Raw genomic sequence first — 19189 nt, 5'->3', positions numbered from 1 at the left:
TTTATCGTCAGCACGCATGAAAAATTCGTTAACAGTAGCGATTGATGTCGATTTAGAAATATTCGGTTGTGTTTTGAATCATCTGTGTCGGTGCATCCCAAAAATCAGGACTTGCGAAATAATAAGCAAAAATAAACATGCCGAAAATCATAAATAGACTGAGGAGAATCATGATCCAAGCGAGTAATTTTTCCCAAGTTTTTGATGGGCGAACATCCCCATAATCGTTGCGGTGAGGTGTTCCTGCTGCAAGTAATACATAGAGAGTGAAAACTAATTGGATAAATGGCACCAGTAATAACAAGCTTAACCAACCTGTTTTATTCAAATCATGTAAACGTCGAATAAGAAAAACGATTTGAAAATAAAAAGCGAGAAACCATGAGATCACTAGTGCGAGTACCGCAATGCCTGAAAATGCAGGCATGATAGGATCATTTACATTGACACTGTTGATGCTCAATTGACCTGCAAAGACAATAATACACATGAAGGTAGCGAGATAAACGATGGTCAGTAACCCATACCAACCCAAATAACTCAGACGATTAAAACGTCCTTTAGGTGACAGTGGATTATCTTTTACTAAAGCATTACGACTAGTGGATGAAGAGTCAAACATTACAGATACCTATTTTTTTGATTATTTAATCTTTAAATCTATGCATAATGATCAAAATATTCACTTATTTTAAAAAGAAAAAGCATAGACAAGCTGTTAAATTTTAAATTATTTTGAGTAAATTTTTGAAATAAAATTGGTTGTAAAACAATAACAGTCCTACGACCAAAGCCGAATTGTTTGCTCTTGTTAATGGTGACCATACTGCAAGAGAAAACAAAACATACCAATGCTAGATGAGTATATCTAAGGTATGAAATAAAAAACCAAGGAAGTGAGCTATGAAAGAAATCTACCCAGTGCCAGAGAAATTTAAAGAAACGGCAAGAATCTCGGAAACAGACTATTTCAAACGTTATCAGTACTCTATCGAGCAGCCAGATGCATTCTGGGCTGAAGAAGCGAAAAAGGTCGATTGGATCAAGCCTTTTACCCAAGTGAAAAATACTAGTTTTCAACAGGACAATTTCAAGATCGAATGGTTTGCAGATGGGGAGTTGAACGTCTCCGCAAACTGTCTGGATCGCCATCTAAAAACCAACCCTTTAAAGCCTGCCATTATTTGGGAAGGTGATCATCCATCACGTCATAAAATTATTTCTTTTGCTGAATTACATGACGAAGTATGCCGCTTCGCAAATGTATTGAAAAAGCAGGGCATTGTGAAGGGTGATCGTGTCGTTTTATATATGCCAATGGTGCCTGAAGCAGCAATTGCGATGTTGGCTTGTGCACGCATTGGGGCAGTCCATTGTGTAGTGTTTGGTGGTTTCTCACCCGACTCATTGGCGAGTCGTATTGAAGATAGCCAAGCAAAATTAGTGATTACTGCAGATGCTGGCATGCGCGGTGGCAAGCTTATTCCATTGAAAGAGAATGTAGATGCTGCTTTGCAAATCAAAGGGACAGAAAGTGTTGAACATGTAATCGTGGTTCATCGTACTGGAAACCCAATTCAATTCAATGATGATCGTGACGTTTGGTACCACCTTGCCATCATGGAAGTGGATGAGCATTGCCCACCTGAACCGATGAAAGCGGAAGATCCTCTATTCATTCTCTATACCTCGGGTTCTACAGGCAAACCAAAAGGGGTATTACATACCACAGGTGGTTATTTAGTTTATGTGAACACCACATTTAGAGAAGTCTTTGATCTAAAAGAAGATGATGTGTACTGGTGTACTGCTGATGTGGGTTGGATTACAGGACATAGCTATTTGTTGTATGGTCCATTAAGCAATGCAACCACCACAGTGATGTTTGAAGGGATTCCTCAATACCCAACGTGGGCACGTATCGGGCATGTAATTGATAAGCATAACGTTACCATTTTGTATACTGCACCAACTGCGATTCGCGCGATGATGCGTGAAGGTGATGCCTATGTCCGTGAAAGTGATCGCAGCAGTTTACGTTTGCTTGGTTCGGTGGGTGAACCAATTAACCCTGAAGCATGGAACTGGTATCACGAAGTGGTCGGTGAAGGCCGTTGCCCAATTGTTGATACATGGTGGCAAACTGAAACAGGCGGTATTCTAATTTCACCATTACCAGGTGCAACTGCACTCAAACCAGGCTCTGCTACACGTCCATTGTTTGGTGTGCAACCTGCTTTAGTTGATGGTGAAGGCAACGAGTTAGAGGGTGCAGCAGAAGGGAATCTTGTGATTAAAGATTCTTGGCCAGGTCAAATGCGTACGATTTGGGGTGACCCGCAGCGTTTTATCGAAGCTTATTTTTCAACTTTTAAAAACTGCTATTTCACAGGAGATGGTGCACGCCGTGATGCTGATGGCTATTACTGGATTACTGGACGTGTAGATGATGTGCTCAATGTTTCAGGACACCGTTTGGGAACAGCTGAAATAGAAAGTGCGCTAGTTGCGCATGAGGCAGTCGCTGAAGCGGCGGTCGTTGGTATGCCACATGATATTAAAGGACAAGGAATTTGTACTTTTGTCACTTTGCAGGCTGATGTTGCAGAATCTGAAGAACTTCGTAAAGAGCTCGTGGATTGGGTACGTAAAGTACTTGGTCCTGTGGCGACACCAGATGCTTTGCATTGGGCGCCTGCTTTACCCAAAACACGCTCAGGTAAGATCATGCGTCGTATCTTGCGTAAGATCGCGGCAAATGAGTTAGATAGCTTAGGAGATACTTCAACATTGGCTGAGCCAGCAGTGGTGGAAAACCTGATTGCAACGGTTTATCCAAATCGTTGAATTTAAAATATCTGGAAAGAGCGTTCATCTGAACGCTCTTTTTTTATTTTCGCGCTTACTGATTGTTCAGGAAATCAGAGGTATTTTGTACTTTCGCAAAAACATTTAGAGCTGATAAAAACGCTGACTGTACATCCGATGCTTTGACGATGGAGTTTTTATATTCTAGATCACGAGTTGCTGTTGCATCGGCAATTAATATGGGTTGATAGCCAAGCTCGCATGCGGCACGTGTACCTGAATCTATACACATATGCGTCATCATGCCTGTAATCACGAGTTGTTCGATCTGAAGCTTTTGAAGCATTGATTGAAGATTTGTTTTCAAGAAACTATTCGGAAAATGCTTTTGCACAACGAGTGATGAGTCGCTAAGTAGAAGTTTAGGATGTAATTCCACACCCAGCGTATTTTCAAGGAAAAAGCCCGCAGATGCAGGGTTGATATGTTGAATATAAATAATCGGTAAATTGTTTTGATTAAAGTAATATTCTAATTGATTGATTTTTTCTAAAGCATGCTCTGGATTCACTAATTCCATTTTGCCATCTTTAAAATAATCATTTTGAACGTCGATAATGAGGAGTGCTTGTTTCATTTTAAATGTCCCAATAGGAGATAAAACAAGCTTAGGGAGATGATGAAAAATCAGCTATAGTCTGATGAAAGCTTTGAATCCTATTTTCTTTCGTAATGAAAAATGAATATTGAACTTGATCCAATTGATTTAAAAATTATTGCGTTACTCAAACACGATTCACGTCTGACTCATAAGCAGATCGGACAACACGTGCATCGTACAGGGCAAGCCGTAGGTGCTCGCATCGCACAACTCATGGATGCGGGTATTATTAAGAATTACACCATCACGATAGGTTATGAATATAAACAATTCATTCAACTGTTCTTAAATGAGCAACAGGCTTTTACAGAGATTGAGCAACTGGTCAAGCAATATCCGCAGATTGATGAATGTTTTAAAACCTTAGGAAATGGCTGCTATATGATTGTGAGTCATTTTAATCCATCCGAATTCAATCAGTTTATAGAGAAATTATCGCAGTGGAGTCGCTATTCAGTTGAAACTGTGATGCGAGAAATAGAGCTTCACTAAAATAAAAATCCCCAAGCCGAGTCTTGAGGAAAAGGTTTTTTACTCTTTCTTTTTCTTCTTATATCACAGTGTGTCAAGCTGATTTGGCAGGTACTTGCAAGTGTTGTAATTGCTGCTGTTCGATTTGTCGAACCAAAGGTAGAACGTTTTCACCGAAATACTCAACCTCTTCAATGAAATGCAGAAAGCCTGACAGGATGAGATCAACGCCTACGTTTTTTAAATCCACGATTCGTTCAGCTATCTGCTGTGGTGTACCGATCAAATTAGTTTTAAAACCATCGTTGTATTGTACTAGATCATCAAAGGTTGATTTAGCCCAATTTCCTTCTTGTTCTGGTGCTGCTGCACCTGCTTCACGTGTTGCATCACCAAATGCATTGACTGCTTCGACATTTGCCTTAGCGATGATTTCATTCAGCACGGCTTGAGCTTCTTGCTCCGTATCACGTGCAATAATAAAAGCATTCACTCCGATTTTCACATGGCGATTTTCGAGTTTTGCTTTGGCACGGACATCATCAATCTGTTTCTTAATCTCTGCAACGCTATTCCCATTGGTAAAATACCAATCAGAAACACGAGCTGCCATGTCTCGTGCGGCGCGTGAACTACCACCTTGAAAGACTTCGATATAGGGTTTCTGTGCTGGCTTTGGTTTTAGCGTATAGTTTTGGAATTGGTAATATTTACCTTCAAAACTATAATTATCTGTAGTCCAAATGCCTTTAAGGGTTCGAATAAACTCTTCAGAACGGATATATCGTTCATCATGCTCAGGCCAAGGCTCACCGATTGCATCAAATTCTCCACGGAACCATCCACTGACCACATTAATGGCAATACGACCTTGAGTTAAATAATCAATCGTTGCCAATTGCTTTGCTGCAAGTGCTGGTTTCCACGGCCCTGGCAAAATCGCCGCAATCACTTTGAGTTTCTCTGTTTTTGCCAACAAAGCGTGACTAAAGCTCACCGATTCATGCTGATTTTCTGCACCATAGCCCGCAGTAAAACGGATTTGAGTGAGTGCATATTCGAAACCATTTTTTTCTGCTGTTTGCGCCAAACGAATGTTGTAGTCATAACTCCAGTCAGTACGTTGTTCAATTGTACTGACCACTAAACCACCACTCACATTTGGAACCCAATATGCAAACTTAATTTCTGATGATTGCAAGGACATAGATTTTCCTCCCTCAGGTCGCTTATGCAACCTGAGTTAAATTTTTATTAGATTTCTGATGTAAACGTGATTCCGCAGCATCCAAATCTGGGACAGCGGCTGAAGGGAGAACTTCGGCTTGTTCAATTTGTTTATTAATGCCGAGATTCTGATTGGCCTGTTCAGTTTTTGCTTTGATAACTTCGGCACGTTTGCCTTTGGTGGGTGCCCATTCCAAAATAGGCAGAGCTCGTGCTACAGCCAAGGTGACTCGATCCGCCAATTGTTCACTTTTAACAGTATATTCTGGGGTAAAGTCGCGATCAGTTGCATAAACCCCGATAGGTAAGGTTTGTGCTTGGAAAAAGCTAAATAACGGGCGTAATTGATGTTCTAGTACCAAAGCATGGCGGTCGCTTCCTCCTGATGCAGCCAACAAAACAGGTACATCAACTAAAGCGGTTTGCTCTACGAAATCAAAAAAGTATTTAAACAACCCTGTAAATGAAGCACGGTAAACAGGTGTTCCCACGATCAATGCATCGGCAGCTTCAACTGCAGCTAAATCATCTTGGACACGTTGTGGTAACTGATTTCGATAGATGGCACCTCCTAATAAGGGACCAATCTCACTGAGTTTAATAAAATGCACATGGATCTGAGTTGCCTCCGCAAGTTCATCCAAAATTGCTTGTACCAAGCTTTCTGTTTTTGATGGGCTATTTAAGCCACCTGAGACCGCAACAATATTTAAGGGAGTAGAAAGGTTATTTTGATGTGACATGGATAAACGCCTAAATCAGCAATAAGGAATTGCTATTTATTTATCTATAGCTCCTGTCGACTGTAAAATAAGGAAATGCTGCAAGCTTATCTGTTTTAAATATAAGTTGAAAAATCACGTTTTGAAGCAAATTAAATGAATTTAATGCTCTGTTTCTATTCGCTATTTCGGTATAGTAGTTTGGGAATGATCTAGGTTGTGTGAGTTATATCATTATCTGATTTATTTTTCATATTTGCGAAATAAATAAGTTTTGATGCTCTTACAACAGTTTATTTCAAAAATAGGCTAAGATAGATTAGATTTGAATAAACACCGTACAGTGACGTACTTGCAGATTGCGTAAAGCGCTTATGAATATTTTAATTGTAGACGACCATCCGTTATTTAGACACGCTTTGATTCAAGCGGTTCGTTATAGCATTCCGCAGGCACAAATTCAGGAAACTGCAGATGTTGATGAATTTTATGAACGCTTAGAACATGGTGCAGAGCCAGATTTAGTTTTGTTGGATTTAAATCTACCAGGTGCCTCTGGTTTTTCCGCGTTGGTATATGTGAGAGCGCAATATCCTGCAATTCCAATCATTGTTGTTTCTGCACATGAAGAAACCTCCATCATTCAGCGTGCGATTGCACATGGTGCGATGGGTTATATTCCAAAATCATCTCATCCAAGTCATATTGGTGAAGCTATTAAACATGTTTTGGAAGGTGAGATTTGGTTACCTCCAAATCTACCGACACATTCAGGTTTTGATCCTCGTGCTGCCGATGAAACGGCTTTGGCAGAACGTTTACAATCACTCACACCACAACAGTTCCGTGTGTTGATGATGGTTGCTGAAGGCTTGTTAAATAAACAAATTGCTTATGAGCTAGATGTATCAGAAGCGACAATTAAAGCGCATGTGACAGCAATTTTCCGCAAATTAGGCGTACAAAACCGTACGCAGGCAGTACTTGCGATTAGTGCATTAAATATCGAAGATAAAAAGATGTAATTAACAAGTTGAATAACTCATTCGGTTATTCAAATGTTTAAAGACAATAAAAAACCCAGTTCATATGAACTGGGTTTTTTATGCATAGATGCTTAATTAGAACATCTATGACTGTATTAGAAGCGTACTTTAGCGTTTAAACCAACAGTTTGCATATCAGCTGCATTAACACCATTAGCATTTAAGTAGCTTGCACCAACAGCGATCGCTGGAGTGATGAAGTAATTTACGTTCACGCCCCAAGCTGAGTCTGGTGAACCAGCAAAGCTAGATTCAGCGTAAGAAACACCAGCGCTAAGTTGAGAGTTTAAGTACAAATCAGTTTTTAACTCGTATGCAGTGTCTTCACCATAAACGAGACCAGTTTCAAAACCGATTGACATTGGAGTACCATCGATCGCACCAACGTATTTAGTACGAGCAGTGATTGCATCTTGGTCATCAGCGATAGTCGCTGTTTCACCAACTGCTTTAGCAAAACCACTATTTAAGATTTTGAAAGTATCCAAAGATGTTTGTTCAACAACGTTTGTATAACCTACAGCAACAAGGAAGTTTGGAGCGATTACCGAACCAAATTCAACAGCCCAACGCTGACCACGGTCATCATTAAGACCATATTTACCGTCATTGTCAGTCGCGCTATAGCTTAAGCTTGCATACGCTGGTGTATATGGAGTTGGTACATAAGCTTCAGCTTTAACACCTACGTTTTGAGATTTAACTTCGTCAAGATTAGCAAAGTTATAACCAAGAGATACGTTAGAAGCTTGGTTAACAAAAGCTGCTTCAGCTAAAGGACCTTTAGAAGCATCTACATTTTTGAAGTAGTAAGTTGCTTGTCCGCCAACAGTGTAATTATTAAAATCTCTGTTTTCATCGTTAGAATCTAGAGCTTCAGACTGACCTTGTATTTCGAATTGGTAAGCGTGAGCACCGGTCATGGCTAATACTAAAGCAGTGGCTAAACCGAGTTTTTTCATAATAATTTCCAGCTTTAACAGTAATGAATAAAGTTGAGTCATTGTATTGTAACAAAATATGATGTCAATGTAATAAATCTGAGAACCCGATAAACGATCATAATGCACTCAGGTTGTGATCAAAATACATACAACTGTGTGTGGTGCTGTCAACCGAGATTGAAGTTTATATCTTACAAATAGATAGATTCAAAATAGTGAATAAAAGCACATATTATTTGGGGTTCATAATTTACTATTTTGATTGATAAATACGATTGTATTAATCTAATTTATCAATTATTGGTTTCTTAAAACTGTCATAATTGGCTGGAAAAATTGTGTTCAAAATCTATTTTTTTTACAAATTGGAATGATAAATCATATTTTTTAACAGTAGTTCGGGTCAAGGTTTGCTATTTAATTGAACAGTGTTGTTTTTTAATTCCAAAAAACGATCAAAAAAAGAATCCTGATCTATTTAATCGACTTTACATTTGGAGACTTAGTTCACATAATTGCGCCCAAGAGATATTTGTTTAGCATTCTATCTCATAACATTTTCTTGAGTATTCGATGTTTAAAAGCATCTGATTTTACTAGCTCGGCTTTCCCCAAGGCTGAGCTTTTTTTATCAATTTTTTAGTGTAGGAAATTTGATTTATAAGTTGTTCAAATAAAAAATTATTTATAAATCTATGAAATAGCTGTTCGCTCGACTGTTTGATCAGCTTCAGACATCAAGTTGTAAGACAAAGTATGACAATATTAAAAAAAACCACATGCAGTTAGTTTTTAAAAATAATATTAAAATAGCAATATCTCAATGACCGATATTCAAGATGTTGAAAGTACTTCGATTGCATTTGGCATAAATTTATATTGATAATGAATCACATATATCATATGGCTAATAATCAGATCATCTGGGATATATATTATTTTTACGTGGTGTTTATATTCTGCTTTAGTTTTTGGTTTTGATGGTTTTTTAGTAAATTAATAATAAAAAAGACCCAACCCTATGAGGTGGGTTGGGTATGAGAAGAAGGATGTTTGATCATTGGGAGAAACATCCTTGAGGAATTTGTATCAAATTGCTTAATTTCTTATCTAAATTGATTGTGTCTCTTTTTACTTAATTAGGGAAATTGATAATATTTATCTTCAGAATTTGTTTTTTCGATTATTTGTTTTTTTAATTAAATCAATAGCTTGAAATTTTCTGCTGTGTCGAATGATAAAGAGACTATTCATTTTTTATAAATACTTGTAAATACACCAGAGTATTGTTAAAACTAAAATAGTTTAATTATTTTAAAGTGTTATTTTAATAAAATGAAATTTAAAAAGTTGCATATTATTCTTTGATTATAAAAGTCTCAAAATTAATTGGAATCATATCAGCGCAAATTAAAAATTAAGGTAAGATTAATATTCTCAAGAAATCAAATAGGATGAGTTTTTGAAAAGAGTAGGATGTCTTCATGGAACGTAGTTTGAAACGTGTTAAATTACGTTCAGAGCAGATTAGCCTTCGTCTATTTTCTTGCATGGTCGTGATTATTTTTTCGATCTTATACATTTCTATTCCATTAATAATTCATAGTTATCAAGATTATATAAAAACTCAACAAGTATTATCAGAAATCACAAGTTTGCGGGCCTTAGTAAAAACAGCCAATAAGATTTCAAGAGAGCGAGCGCCTGCCAATAAGCTCATGTCGAGTACGCCTGATGAGCTTCAGCAACATCAAAAGGAGTTGAAAGAATTTAGACTGGTTGTCGATCAGCAAATTGATGAGGCGATTACAACACTTCATCAAGCAGGTTTTAACTCTATCGCGACGGCTTTAAATTCTGATTTAAAAACTCAATTAGCACAGTCACGAAAAGTCGTTGATGACTATGCTCTGATCCCTCCAAAACAACGTAATGCAGCAGAATTAGATCATGCGATAGTATCCATGTTCGCTGCATGGGATAAGACACGTGAATATCTGAGTGCTCTGATGCTAGAAGCAAAAAGTAAAGACAGTAAGATGTCAAATTACTTTATTTCGATTGTTGTTTTAACGGATATGCGTGATCAAGCGGGTCGCGTAGCATCTAATATCATGGCACCTGTGACGTTTAAGGAAACGATATCAGATATTAATCGTGCTCGATCATTACAAACTCAACATCAAGCCAGATATCTATGGTCATTGGTCGATACGATTCAGCCTGAACAAACCAAAACTACAGAATATTATCGTTTACATCGACGTGTAAAAACGGAGTTTCTTGATCAGGGACTACCACTGATCTCAAGATTATTAGATGAGAGTGCAAAGAAACAAACTTATTCACTTACAGGAACGCAACTTACCGAGCAAATTGTAGATAAATTTATTACGGTGATGGATCTACAAAATTATATTTTGGATAGCAGTATCCAAGTAGCGTATGAACAGAATAGAAAAGCAAAACAACAACTGATTTTTACATTATGTATGACCAGTGTTTCATTGCTGACAGCTCTATTTATTATGATTTATACCAAGCGAAAGGTATTTATGCCTTTAATTAGGGCTCGGCAAATGATCTTACGCTTATCTAACACATCCTATGAAGACCTGAATACGAAAGCATCAAAACAGGAATTTGCTTCATTATTCGAAGCGATCGATCGTTTAAAAGCGATGTTAAAACAACGAGACATGATGGAGTCTCAGTTGAAGAAAATCGCGAACTCAGATGTGCTGACTGGTGTAGCGAATCGCTTAGCTTTGGATGAATACATTCGGGTTTTGGAAAGTCGCCCAAATGCGTTTTCTAAAACAGGTGTGATCGTGATTGATATTGATAACTTTAAGTTGGTCAATGATCAGTATGGTCATATTGTGGGTGATCAGGTGATTACAATGATCGCGGATCAATTGAAGCATAACGTAAGGGCATCCGATCTGATTGTGCGTTATGGTGGTGATGAGTTTTTAGTGGTTATTGAAAATATTCAGTTAGATGCAGCTAAGCATATTGCGGAAAGTATTCGTACTGAAATCGCCAGTCAGTCTATAGAGGTTTCGAGTTTAGGTGAATCCATCCAAGTATCGATAAGTATTGGAGTAGCTGTCGGAGCAGAAAGCTGGCTTGAACTGCTAGAAAATGCGGATCAATCGATGTTAAGAGCGAAGGCTAAAGGGAAGAATGTGGTGGAGGGATAAAAAAAGTTGCCGTGAAATTTTTAAGTTTATCTTTTTTGGTCATCATATTTAAATTTAGAATTGCTAGTTTATATGAGTTCCAAAATTAAGATTCTATTTGTGTTAGTAAAAGACCAAGAAAAATTATGCGAAGCTATTTATTCAACTCAACATTATAATGACTGGCAGAGAATTGCCCAATCTTCTAAACAATATGAAGCAGATGATATTGCTCAAAATGCTTTTCTATACGTAATAGATAGATGGATAGGTGTATTTGATCCTGTTAATCTTGAACATTGGATTGAACTAAAAAGCCAAATGCGAAATCTTTATGGTTATGGTGTTGATCGAGTGCTCAGAAAAGCACTGAGTATGGATCAAAGTTCTAGTAATGATGTAGATGAAGCGACTAATCCGATTCTTTTGAGCATATCATCTTCAACATCAACTGAGCCATTACAGGGAATGATTGAGGATGAAGAACAACTTTTCCTCCAAAAGAAACAATTAAAACATATTCAAGAAAATAGCTTCTCGATGGCTTTGGCGTATGTTCAATTATTTGAAAGTCTAAAACCTAAATTACTCAAATATACATATCTGAATATCGCTGATTATATGAAAATGTCTTACTCATGGTTGAGGGAATGCATAAATCGTGCTGAGAAATTACAGAGAACACAGCATTCTTTGTTTGATAATATTGAATATGCTTCAGTTTCGCATTTAAGGAGTTGGCGTAAATTCAAGCTAGAGAGAAAAGTACAGCCTAAATTTACGCCAGTTTTGGAGAATCAATTAAATTTATTTCAACATCGGTTTTAAGAACTTACCTGTGTGTGAAATCTCAACTTCAGCAACTTGCTCAGGTGTGCCTTCAGCGATAATTTGACCACCACCAGAACCACCTTCAGGGCCAAGATCAATCACCCAATCGGCAGTTTTGATCACATCTAAATTATGCTCAATCACAACGATGGTATTACCCTTATTACGTAGCTCATGCAAGATATCGAGTAACTTGGCAATATCATGGAAATGTAAACCAGTGGTTGGCTCATCTAGGATATATAAGGTTTTACCCGTATCACGTTTTGCTAACTCACGCGCTAATTTCACGCGTTGAGCTTCACCACCTGAAAGGGTTGTTGCTGCCTGTCCCAAACGAATATAACCCAGTCCTACTTGAGTCAGTGTTTCTAGACGACGATGAATCACAGGAATTGCACTAAAGAATTCGGCTGCATCTTCTACCGTCATTTCTAACACATCAGAAATATTCTTACCTTTATAGCCTACTTCCAGTGTTTCACGATTATAACGCTTGCCATGACAGGCATCACAAGGCACATACATATCAGGCAGGAAATGCATCGCGACCTTGATCATGCCATCGCCTTCACATGCCTCACAGCGCCCGCCTTTTACGTTAAACGAGAAACGACCTGCGCTATAACCACGTGCTTTGGCTTCAGGGGTTTGCGCAAATAACTCACGAATTGGGGTAAATAACCCCGTGTAGGTAGCAGGGTTCGAACGTGGTGTACGACCAATTGGACTTTGGTCAATATCAACCACCTTATCCAAATGCTGTAAACCATCAATTGAATCAAACTTTTCTGCGGTAAGAGTGGTTGCACCATTGAGTTGAGTGGCTGCTAAAGGCAATAAAGTTCGGTTAATTAAGGTTGACTTTCCTGAACCTGAAACGCCAGTGACACAGGTCATAATGCCTAAGGGAATGGTTAAATCAACATTCTTCAGATTATGTCCGCTTGCGCCTGAAAGCTTAATCACTTCATCAGGACGTGGTGATTGGGTACGTTGTTTTGGCACTGCAATTTTTAATTTGCCTGAAAGATACTGACCTGTAAGCGAATCGGCATGGTTCGCCAATTCGTCATAAGTTCCTTCAGCAATGATCGCACCACCGTGAATCCCTGCACCTGGTCCGATATCAATGATATGGTCCGCAGCACGAATCGCATCTTCATCATGCTCAACGACTAGCACGGTGTTGCCCAAATCACGTAAACGAATGAGCGTTTGTAATAAGCGATCATTATCACGTTGATGCAGACCAATCGATGGTTCATCAAGCACATACATCACACCCATCAAGCCTGCACCGATTTGCGAAGCGAGACGAATACGCTGTGCCTCACCCCCTGAAAGGGTTTCAGCCGAACGTGCTAAGCTTAAATAATTGAGTCCAACACTCACCAAAAAGTGTAAACGTTCACGAATTTCTTTAAAAATTTTATCGGCGATTTCGCCTTTAGCCCCCTCAAGATTGAGGTCTTGATAATAACTTTCTGCATCACCAATCGACATCTTGGTGATTTCAGCAATGGTTTTGTCTTTAACACGAACATGACGCGAGATTTCATTGAGACGAGAACCACCACACGCATCACAAGCGGCATTAGATAAGTATTGGGCTAAGTCATCACGGACATAATTCGATTCCGTTTCACGATAACGACGTTCCAAATGTGGCAATATTCCTTCAAAAGGTTGCACACGATTATGTTTACGACCACGTTCATCAATATAACTGAGGTCGATTTTTTCTTTGCCTGTACCTTGTAAGAATTTCTTTTGTGTCTCTTTATCCAGTTGATTCCACGGGGTATCGAGTGGAATATCAAAATGATCTGCGACTTTTTGAAGCATCGTATAGTAATACGGACGCTGTCTGTCCCAACCACGAATTGCACCTTGGCTGATCGATACTTCTGGGTTTGGAATAAGTTTGTCGGCGCTGAAATGACTACGCGTCCCTAAACCATCGCAGACAGGGCAAGCACCAAAAGGATTGTTAAATGAGAACAAACGAGGCTCGAGTTCAGCAACCGCACGGTCACATTCAGGACAAGAGTGTTTCGCTGAAAAGACACGTTCTGGGTGTTCGCCATTCATCCACGATAAAATTGCAATATCGCCACCTAAACGTAAGGCAGTTTCAAAGGATTCAGCAATTCGATTGCCAAGATCATCGCGGACTTTGAAACGGTCGACGACGACTTCGATGGTATGTTTTTTCTTTTTGTCTAATTCAGGTGGGGTATCAATATCAATAATTTCGCCATCGACACGCGCACGTACAAAGCCTTGGCTTTGTAATTGTTCAAATAAGTTACTGTATTCGCCTTTGCGCTCACGAACCACAGGTGCGAGCAACATCAGTGCCGTACCTTCTTCAAGCGATTTTACTGCATCGACCATTTCCGAAACGGTTTGTGCGACCATCGGTAAGTCATGTTCTGGACAGTAGGGTGTACCCACACGCGCATAGAGCAGTCGTAAATAGTCATAAATTTCGGTAATTGTTCCGACAGTTGAACGCGGGTTATGGCTCGTTGATTTTTGCTCGATCGCGATCGCAGGGGATAAACCTTCGATTGAATCAACTTCAGGTTTTTCCATTTGCGAAAGGAATTGTCGTGCATAAGCCGAAAGTGATTCAACATAACGGCGCTGACCCTCAGCATATAAGGTATCAAATGCCAACGATGATTTCCCTGAACCTGAAAGCCCTGTGATCACCACAAATTTGTCACGTGGAATATCGAGTGACACATTCTTTAAATTATGGGTACGTGCGCCTCGAATACGGATATGACTTTGGCTCATGAAAACATCTCAATAATATGCAATAGAAGATCAAAAGACGTTGAACATTGATGGGGTGCATCATCAATTATTTAATTTGAATGTCTTGAGAGAAAGTTCAGTACCAATCAATTTAAAATAATTGCAGAGCAGCATCGTTCTGTTTAACAGGTCTTATATGATAGCGCCTTAAAATTGTTCAAGTGGTATAAAAATATTTAAAACGACAAGTTGTGACGGTCAGACCACTTTTTCAAACATGATCAGTCTCAAACCGAGTTATATTTTTATCATTCCTTTTCTCATTTTACTACTGTAAAGCTGTTGCTAAATAAAAATACATAACTTTACTAGACGACTGGTCTAATATTTATTTATAGTGTGAACATGAAACGATCAATGAAAAGTGAAGCAATCCGAAAACACATCTTGGATACCAGTTTTGAATTGGTATTGCATAAAGGTTTTGTTGGGCTTGGCTTACAAGAAATTTTGAAAGCCTGTGACGTACCCAAAGGTTCGTTCTATCACTATTTTTCGTCTAAAGAGGCCTTTGGTTGTGCTTTATTAGAACAGTACATGGCTGACTATAAAGTACGTGTCGAGCAGCTATGGCAGCACACTGAACAAAGTGCTTATGCACGTTTGATGGGGTTGTGGCAGGCATGGATTGACGATCCAATTTACGGCAGTTGGGCAGAAAACTGCTTAATAGTGAAACTCGCGGCTGAAGTCTCTGATTTATCAGAAGACATGCGACAAATTTTGAATTTAGGTGTGCATCGACTCACGCAACGCATAGCGCTGCTATTACAAGAAGGGCAGCAGCAAGGTTTGATTCCAACACATCTTGACCCATTTAAAACAGCTCAAGTGATGTATCAGCTTTGGTTGGGTGCGGCATTGATGACCAAATTGGCACAAGACAAAGCACCATTGCATCTTGCTTTGGAAACCACGAAACAGCTGTTACAACCGATACAGGAATAAATCATGCAAAGTGTTATCCACTACCAATTTGGCGAACCCGTAGATGTTTTAGAAGTAGCGGATATGCCTCAACCAAAGCCTAAAGCAGGTGAAGTGCGTATCAAGACCATTATGTCTCCAATCCATAATCATGATGTATGGACGGTGAGGGGGAGTTATGGCTATAAGCCAACTTTACCTGCAATTGGTGGTAGTGAAGCGGTAGGTATCGTCGATGCTGTAGGTGAAGGTGTCGATGAAAGTAAATTAGGGCAACGGGTTGCAGTTGCTGGGGTACATGGCAGTTGGGCAGAATATTTTATTGCTCCTGCGCAAAGCATCATTCCTTTAAATGATGCGATTGATGATGAAACAGCAGCTCAATTGATTGGTATGCCGATTAGTGCATTGATGTTATTGGACTTTGTAAATGTTCAAGCAGGTCAATGGCTGATTCAGAACACAGCGAATGGTGCAGTGGGTAAAACCGTTGCCATGATCGCTCAAGCGCGTGGTTTGCAAGTGATTAATCTCGTGCGTCGTACCGATGCGATTGCTGAAATGCAGGCTTTAGGTATTCAACATGTAGTTGCGACTGATCAGGCGGATTGGAAGCAACAAGTGAAAGCCATTCATGCTGATCAGCCATTAATTGCAGGCGTGGATTCAATTGGTGGAGCGGCGAGTGGTGAAATGCTGAATCTACTGAGTGAAAATAGCTTATTAGTTTCATTTGGCAGCATGACGGGTGAAACCATGCAGATTTCATCGGGTGATTTGATTTTCAAACAGGCTACAGTGAAAGGCTTTTGGGCAAGTGTAGTCAATAAAGAAATGCCAGCAGAGCGTAAAAAGGCATTATTTGTTGAGTTATTAACCCTTGCGACACAAAAGAAGCTGATTTTACCTGTAGAAGGCATTTTCAGTTTTGATGACATTAAAACAGCTGCACTGAAAGCGACTCAGGGAGCACGTCAGGGTAAAGTGTTGTTAAAAGCTTAATTTTGAAAATTGCATGACCAGTCGTGAGGCTGGTCTACTGATATTAAGTCATACAATAAAAAGGAAAATGAGATGATCGGACAACTGCTCGTAGGATTAATTGCTGTCTTGCATGTTTATATCTTAGTATTGGAAATGTTTTTATGGGATAAACCAGCAGGTTTAAAAGCATTTGCGAATACTCCTGAAAAAGCCCAGCTCACCAAAGTTTTAGCGCAGAACCAAGGTCTCTATAATGGTTTTCTTGCAGCAGGCTTATTCTGGTCGTTAATTGCACCTGAAACCTATGCTGTGGCTTTGGCGAATTTCTTTTTAGGTTGTGTATTGATTGCAGGTATTTATGGTGGTTTGACGGCGAGCAAAAAAATTATTTATATCCAATCTGTACCCGCAGTGATAGCCTTAATTGCCGTTAACTTTTTTTAAGTAATAAAGGTATTCACTCGATCTGATTTATGTTTTAATGCAGCCAGTTTGAGATGAGCCTCATACAGTATATCGGACGATACGATATACGACTAAGCCCCTTTATGGGGCTTTTTTATGTCTAAAAGAATGTCATGTTTAATTATTTATGGGATTAAGCGTGATCTAACCCTAACCATTGGCGTTGCTGATAAGCGCTATCCCAAAATAACCACTCCAGCTTTGCACCCATCGTATATGCTGCGTGCATTTTTGCTAAAGTATCTTCATCGCAACGCGCTGCTACTTTATCAATCGTTGCAATCACATTACTTACCGCTGTATTAAATTCTTCACCTGCATAGGTATCAATCCATGCTTGGTAACGGTTATTGTCAGCGGATTGGTGAATAATTGATTTCCCGACTTCTGCATAAATCCAAAAACATGGAAGCAATGCCGCTAAAATCACAGGATAACTTTCTGACCAAGCTGTAGCCGTTAGAAAAGATGTGTAGTGATGACAGGCAAGGGTGAGCGGGGTATTTTCAAATTCAGTTTTGCTGATGGAAAACTCTTGCATGAAATCACTGTGCAGACTACGTTCAACGATGATTGCAATTTTTGCAGCTTCAGAAAATTGAATTACATCATCCGCTTCATAAGCTTTAGCAGCAGCAACTGCAAGCGCACGACCATAAGCCAATAGATAATGTGCATCTTGAATCACATAATGACAAAAGACTTGAGGGTCCAATGTTCCTGCTGCAAGTTCTTGGTTGAATGGAAGTGCGAGGATTTTTTGATAAAGGTCGATGTTGCGCTGCCAGACATCCTGAGAAAAAGTCATAAATTGAACCTGTAAAAACAATAAGTCTAAGATTTTATTCAAACTATATCAGAACTTAGCTTTGATCGTATTTGATCTCAAAATAAGTCCAACAATCTTTTCTGTCTTTCGGTCAAAACTCGCCTACAATAGTCACATTTTTCTACCCAAACGATTTCGAATAAAAGGTTGCTCATGAAGCATTTTCGTTTCTCAATTTTCTTTACAGTAGTGTGTTTAGCACTATCTGCTTACTGGGGCTATACGCATGGCCCAGAAGCAGGTATTGTAACAATGCTGAAAGCATTAACTATTACTGCAATTTTGGCAGTGATGGAAGTCTCTCTCTCTTTTGATAATGCCGTGGTCAACGCATCAGTACTCCGTAATTGGGATCATTTCTGGAAAATGATCTTCTTAACGGTGGGTATTTTAATTGCCGTATTTGGTATGCGCTTGGTTTTCCCTGTCGTGATTGTTGCTGTCACAGCAGATATGGGCATGATGGAAGTCGTAAAATTGGCACTTAACGATCCGAAGTCTTATTCAGCTCGTTTGATGGAACATCATGCAGAAATTGCAGCCTTTGGTGGTACTTTCTTATTGATGGTGTTCTTGAATTTCTTCTTCGATGATGAAAAGGAAACTCATTGGTTCCGTTGGATCGAATCTAAACTCTCACATCTTGCAAGTGTTCCTGCGATGTCTGTTTTCATTGCTTTGGTTGCGATGTTAATCATGGCGGCGAATGTTGAGGAAAGCAAACGTCTGGTAGTGACGATGGCTGGAATCTGGGGGATCGTGGTTTATATCGGTGTGCAAGTTCTCAGTCATTTATTGGGTGGTGAACCTGAAATTGATGAACACGGTAATGCCGTAATGCATGATGGCAATGGGGCTGCATCAGGTGTTGTCAAAGCAGGTTTTGGTGGTTTCTTATATCTTGAAGTCCTAGATGCATCGTTCAGTTTTGATGGTGTTATTGGCGCATTTGCGATTACCAGTGATGTTGTGATCATTATGTTGGGTCTTGCGATTGGTGCGATCTTCGTCCGTTCGATGACGATCTATCTGGTTGAGAAAGGCACTTTAGATGCTTACATCTTCCTTGAACATGGTGCGCACTATGCGATTGGTGCATTGGCATTCATTATGATTGCTAGTGGTACAGGTTTACATGTACCTGAAGTGGTGACTGGTTTGATTGGTGTCGCATTTATTGTTTGGGCGGTAATTGCCTCGATCCAATACAGTAAACGACAGAAGCTAAGCTCTTAAGATTAGTTTCAGTTTGATCACTTA

The 19189-nt window shown here is 39.3% G+C and carries 16 protein-coding genes; 9 read left to right on the top strand and 7 right to left on the bottom strand.

Features of this window, described 5'->3' with window-relative positions; all coding sequences use genetic code 11:
* Window positions 1-52: 52 nt before the first annotated feature.
* Window positions 53-622, bottom strand: coding sequence for a DUF805 domain-containing protein (locus R2H34_RS15690; RefSeq protein ID WP_087539950.1), 570 nt, complete (start codon window positions 620-622; stop codon window positions 53-55).
* A gap of 281 nt (window positions 623-903) precedes the next feature.
* On the opposite strand from R2H34_RS15690, the gene acs reads away from it, so the two are divergent.
* Window positions 904-2847 carry an acetate--CoA ligase gene (gene acs / locus R2H34_RS15685; protein WP_004964902.1) on the top strand — a complete coding sequence of 648 codons (1944 nt, stop codon included), beginning with the start codon at window positions 904-906 and terminating at the stop codon, window positions 2845-2847.
* A 55-nt stretch (window positions 2848-2902) separates the two neighbouring features.
* Here acs and R2H34_RS15680 read toward each other — a convergent pair whose 3' ends face one another.
* Window positions 2903-3445: a cysteine hydrolase family protein gene (locus tag R2H34_RS15680; protein ID WP_318342346.1), complete on the bottom strand. Its 543-nt coding sequence runs from the start codon at window positions 3443-3445 to the stop codon at window positions 2903-2905.
* Between the two features lie 102 nt (window positions 3446-3547).
* On the opposite strand from R2H34_RS15680, the gene R2H34_RS15675 reads away from it, so the two are divergent.
* A complete protein-coding gene (locus tag R2H34_RS15675; RefSeq protein WP_087539953.1) occupies window positions 3548-3961 on the top strand; it encodes an Lrp/AsnC family transcriptional regulator in 414 nt (137 codons plus the stop codon).
* Window positions 3962-4034: 73 nt separating this feature from the next.
* Here the strand turns inward: R2H34_RS15675 and sfnG are convergent, their stop codons facing one another.
* The gene (gene sfnG, locus R2H34_RS15670; RefSeq protein ID WP_004964898.1) at window positions 4035-5147 is read right to left on the bottom strand and encodes a dimethylsulfone monooxygenase SfnG; all 1113 of its coding nucleotides are present in this window, start codon (window positions 5145-5147) and stop codon (window positions 4035-4037) included.
* Window positions 5148-5169: 22 nt separating this feature from the next.
* Window positions 5170-5910 carry an FMN reductase gene (gene msuE, locus R2H34_RS15665; protein ID WP_004964895.1) on the bottom strand — a complete coding sequence of 247 codons (741 nt, stop codon included), beginning with the start codon at window positions 5908-5910 and terminating at the stop codon, window positions 5170-5172.
* A gap of 353 nt (window positions 5911-6263) precedes the next feature.
* Here msuE and R2H34_RS15660 point away from each other — a divergent pair, with 353 nt between their 5' ends.
* Complete coding sequence (locus R2H34_RS15660) at window positions 6264-6914, top strand: response regulator (protein ID WP_004909861.1); 651 nt, start codon at window positions 6264-6266, stop codon at window positions 6912-6914.
* Between the two features lie 116 nt (window positions 6915-7030).
* Here R2H34_RS15660 and omp33-36 read toward each other — a convergent pair whose 3' ends face one another.
* Entirely contained in the window at window positions 7031-7897 is an 867-nt protein-coding gene (gene omp33-36 / locus R2H34_RS15655) for a porin Omp33-36 (RefSeq protein ID WP_004964892.1), read from the bottom strand.
* 1466 nt (window positions 7898-9363) lie between these two features.
* On the opposite strand from omp33-36, the gene R2H34_RS15650 reads away from it, so the two are divergent.
* Together R2H34_RS15650 and R2H34_RS15645 are read left to right on the top strand one after the other, a co-directional pair.
* Window positions 9364-11085, top strand: coding sequence for a GGDEF domain-containing protein (locus tag R2H34_RS15650; RefSeq protein WP_087539955.1), 1722 nt, complete (start codon window positions 9364-9366; stop codon window positions 11083-11085).
* Between the two features lie 72 nt (window positions 11086-11157).
* The gene (locus tag R2H34_RS15645; RefSeq protein WP_005403384.1) at window positions 11158-11892 is read left to right on the top strand and encodes a hypothetical protein; all 735 of its coding nucleotides are present in this window, start codon (window positions 11158-11160) and stop codon (window positions 11890-11892) included.
* On the opposite strand, the gene uvrA is transcribed toward R2H34_RS15645, so the two are convergent.
* Window positions 11872-14703 carry an excinuclease ABC subunit UvrA gene (gene uvrA, locus R2H34_RS15640; RefSeq protein WP_004964883.1) on the bottom strand — a complete coding sequence of 944 codons (2832 nt, stop codon included), beginning with the start codon at window positions 14701-14703 and terminating at the stop codon, window positions 11872-11874. The genes R2H34_RS15645 and uvrA overlap by 21 nt on opposite strands.
* Window positions 14704-15069: 366 nt before the next feature.
* Here uvrA and R2H34_RS15635 point away from each other — a divergent pair, with 366 nt between their 5' ends.
* From R2H34_RS15635 to R2H34_RS15625, 3 genes are all read left to right on the top strand, one after another.
* Complete coding sequence (locus tag R2H34_RS15635) at window positions 15070-15672, top strand: TetR/AcrR family transcriptional regulator (protein ID WP_125298058.1); 603 nt, start codon at window positions 15070-15072, stop codon at window positions 15670-15672.
* A gap of 3 nt (window positions 15673-15675) precedes the next feature.
* Window positions 15676-16653, top strand: a complete 978-nt coding sequence (locus R2H34_RS15630) for a zinc-binding dehydrogenase (RefSeq protein WP_125298057.1) — start codon at window positions 15676-15678, stop codon at window positions 16651-16653.
* 72 nt (window positions 16654-16725) lie between these two features.
* Window positions 16726-17079, top strand: a complete 354-nt coding sequence (locus R2H34_RS15625; protein WP_125298056.1) for a DUF1304 domain-containing protein — start codon at window positions 16726-16728, stop codon at window positions 17077-17079.
* A gap of 154 nt (window positions 17080-17233) precedes the next feature.
* Here R2H34_RS15625 and tenA read toward each other — a convergent pair whose 3' ends face one another.
* Window positions 17234-17908, bottom strand: a complete 675-nt coding sequence (tenA, locus tag R2H34_RS15620) for a thiaminase II (RefSeq protein ID WP_004951380.1) — start codon at window positions 17906-17908, stop codon at window positions 17234-17236.
* A gap of 174 nt (window positions 17909-18082) precedes the next feature.
* Here tenA and R2H34_RS15615 point away from each other — a divergent pair, with 174 nt between their 5' ends.
* Window positions 18083-19165 (top strand): DUF475 domain-containing protein, encoded by a 1083-nt coding sequence (locus tag R2H34_RS15615; RefSeq protein WP_125298055.1) that lies wholly within the window; start codon window positions 18083-18085, stop codon window positions 19163-19165.
* Window positions 19166-19189 lie beyond the last annotated feature (24 nt).

Origin of the sequence: Acinetobacter sp. 16, from assembly GCF_033439925.1 — a bacterium.
Taxonomy (GTDB): domain Bacteria; phylum Pseudomonadota; class Gammaproteobacteria; order Pseudomonadales; family Moraxellaceae; genus Acinetobacter; species Acinetobacter junii.
This window is presented reverse-complemented; position numbering and strand designations above follow the sequence as displayed.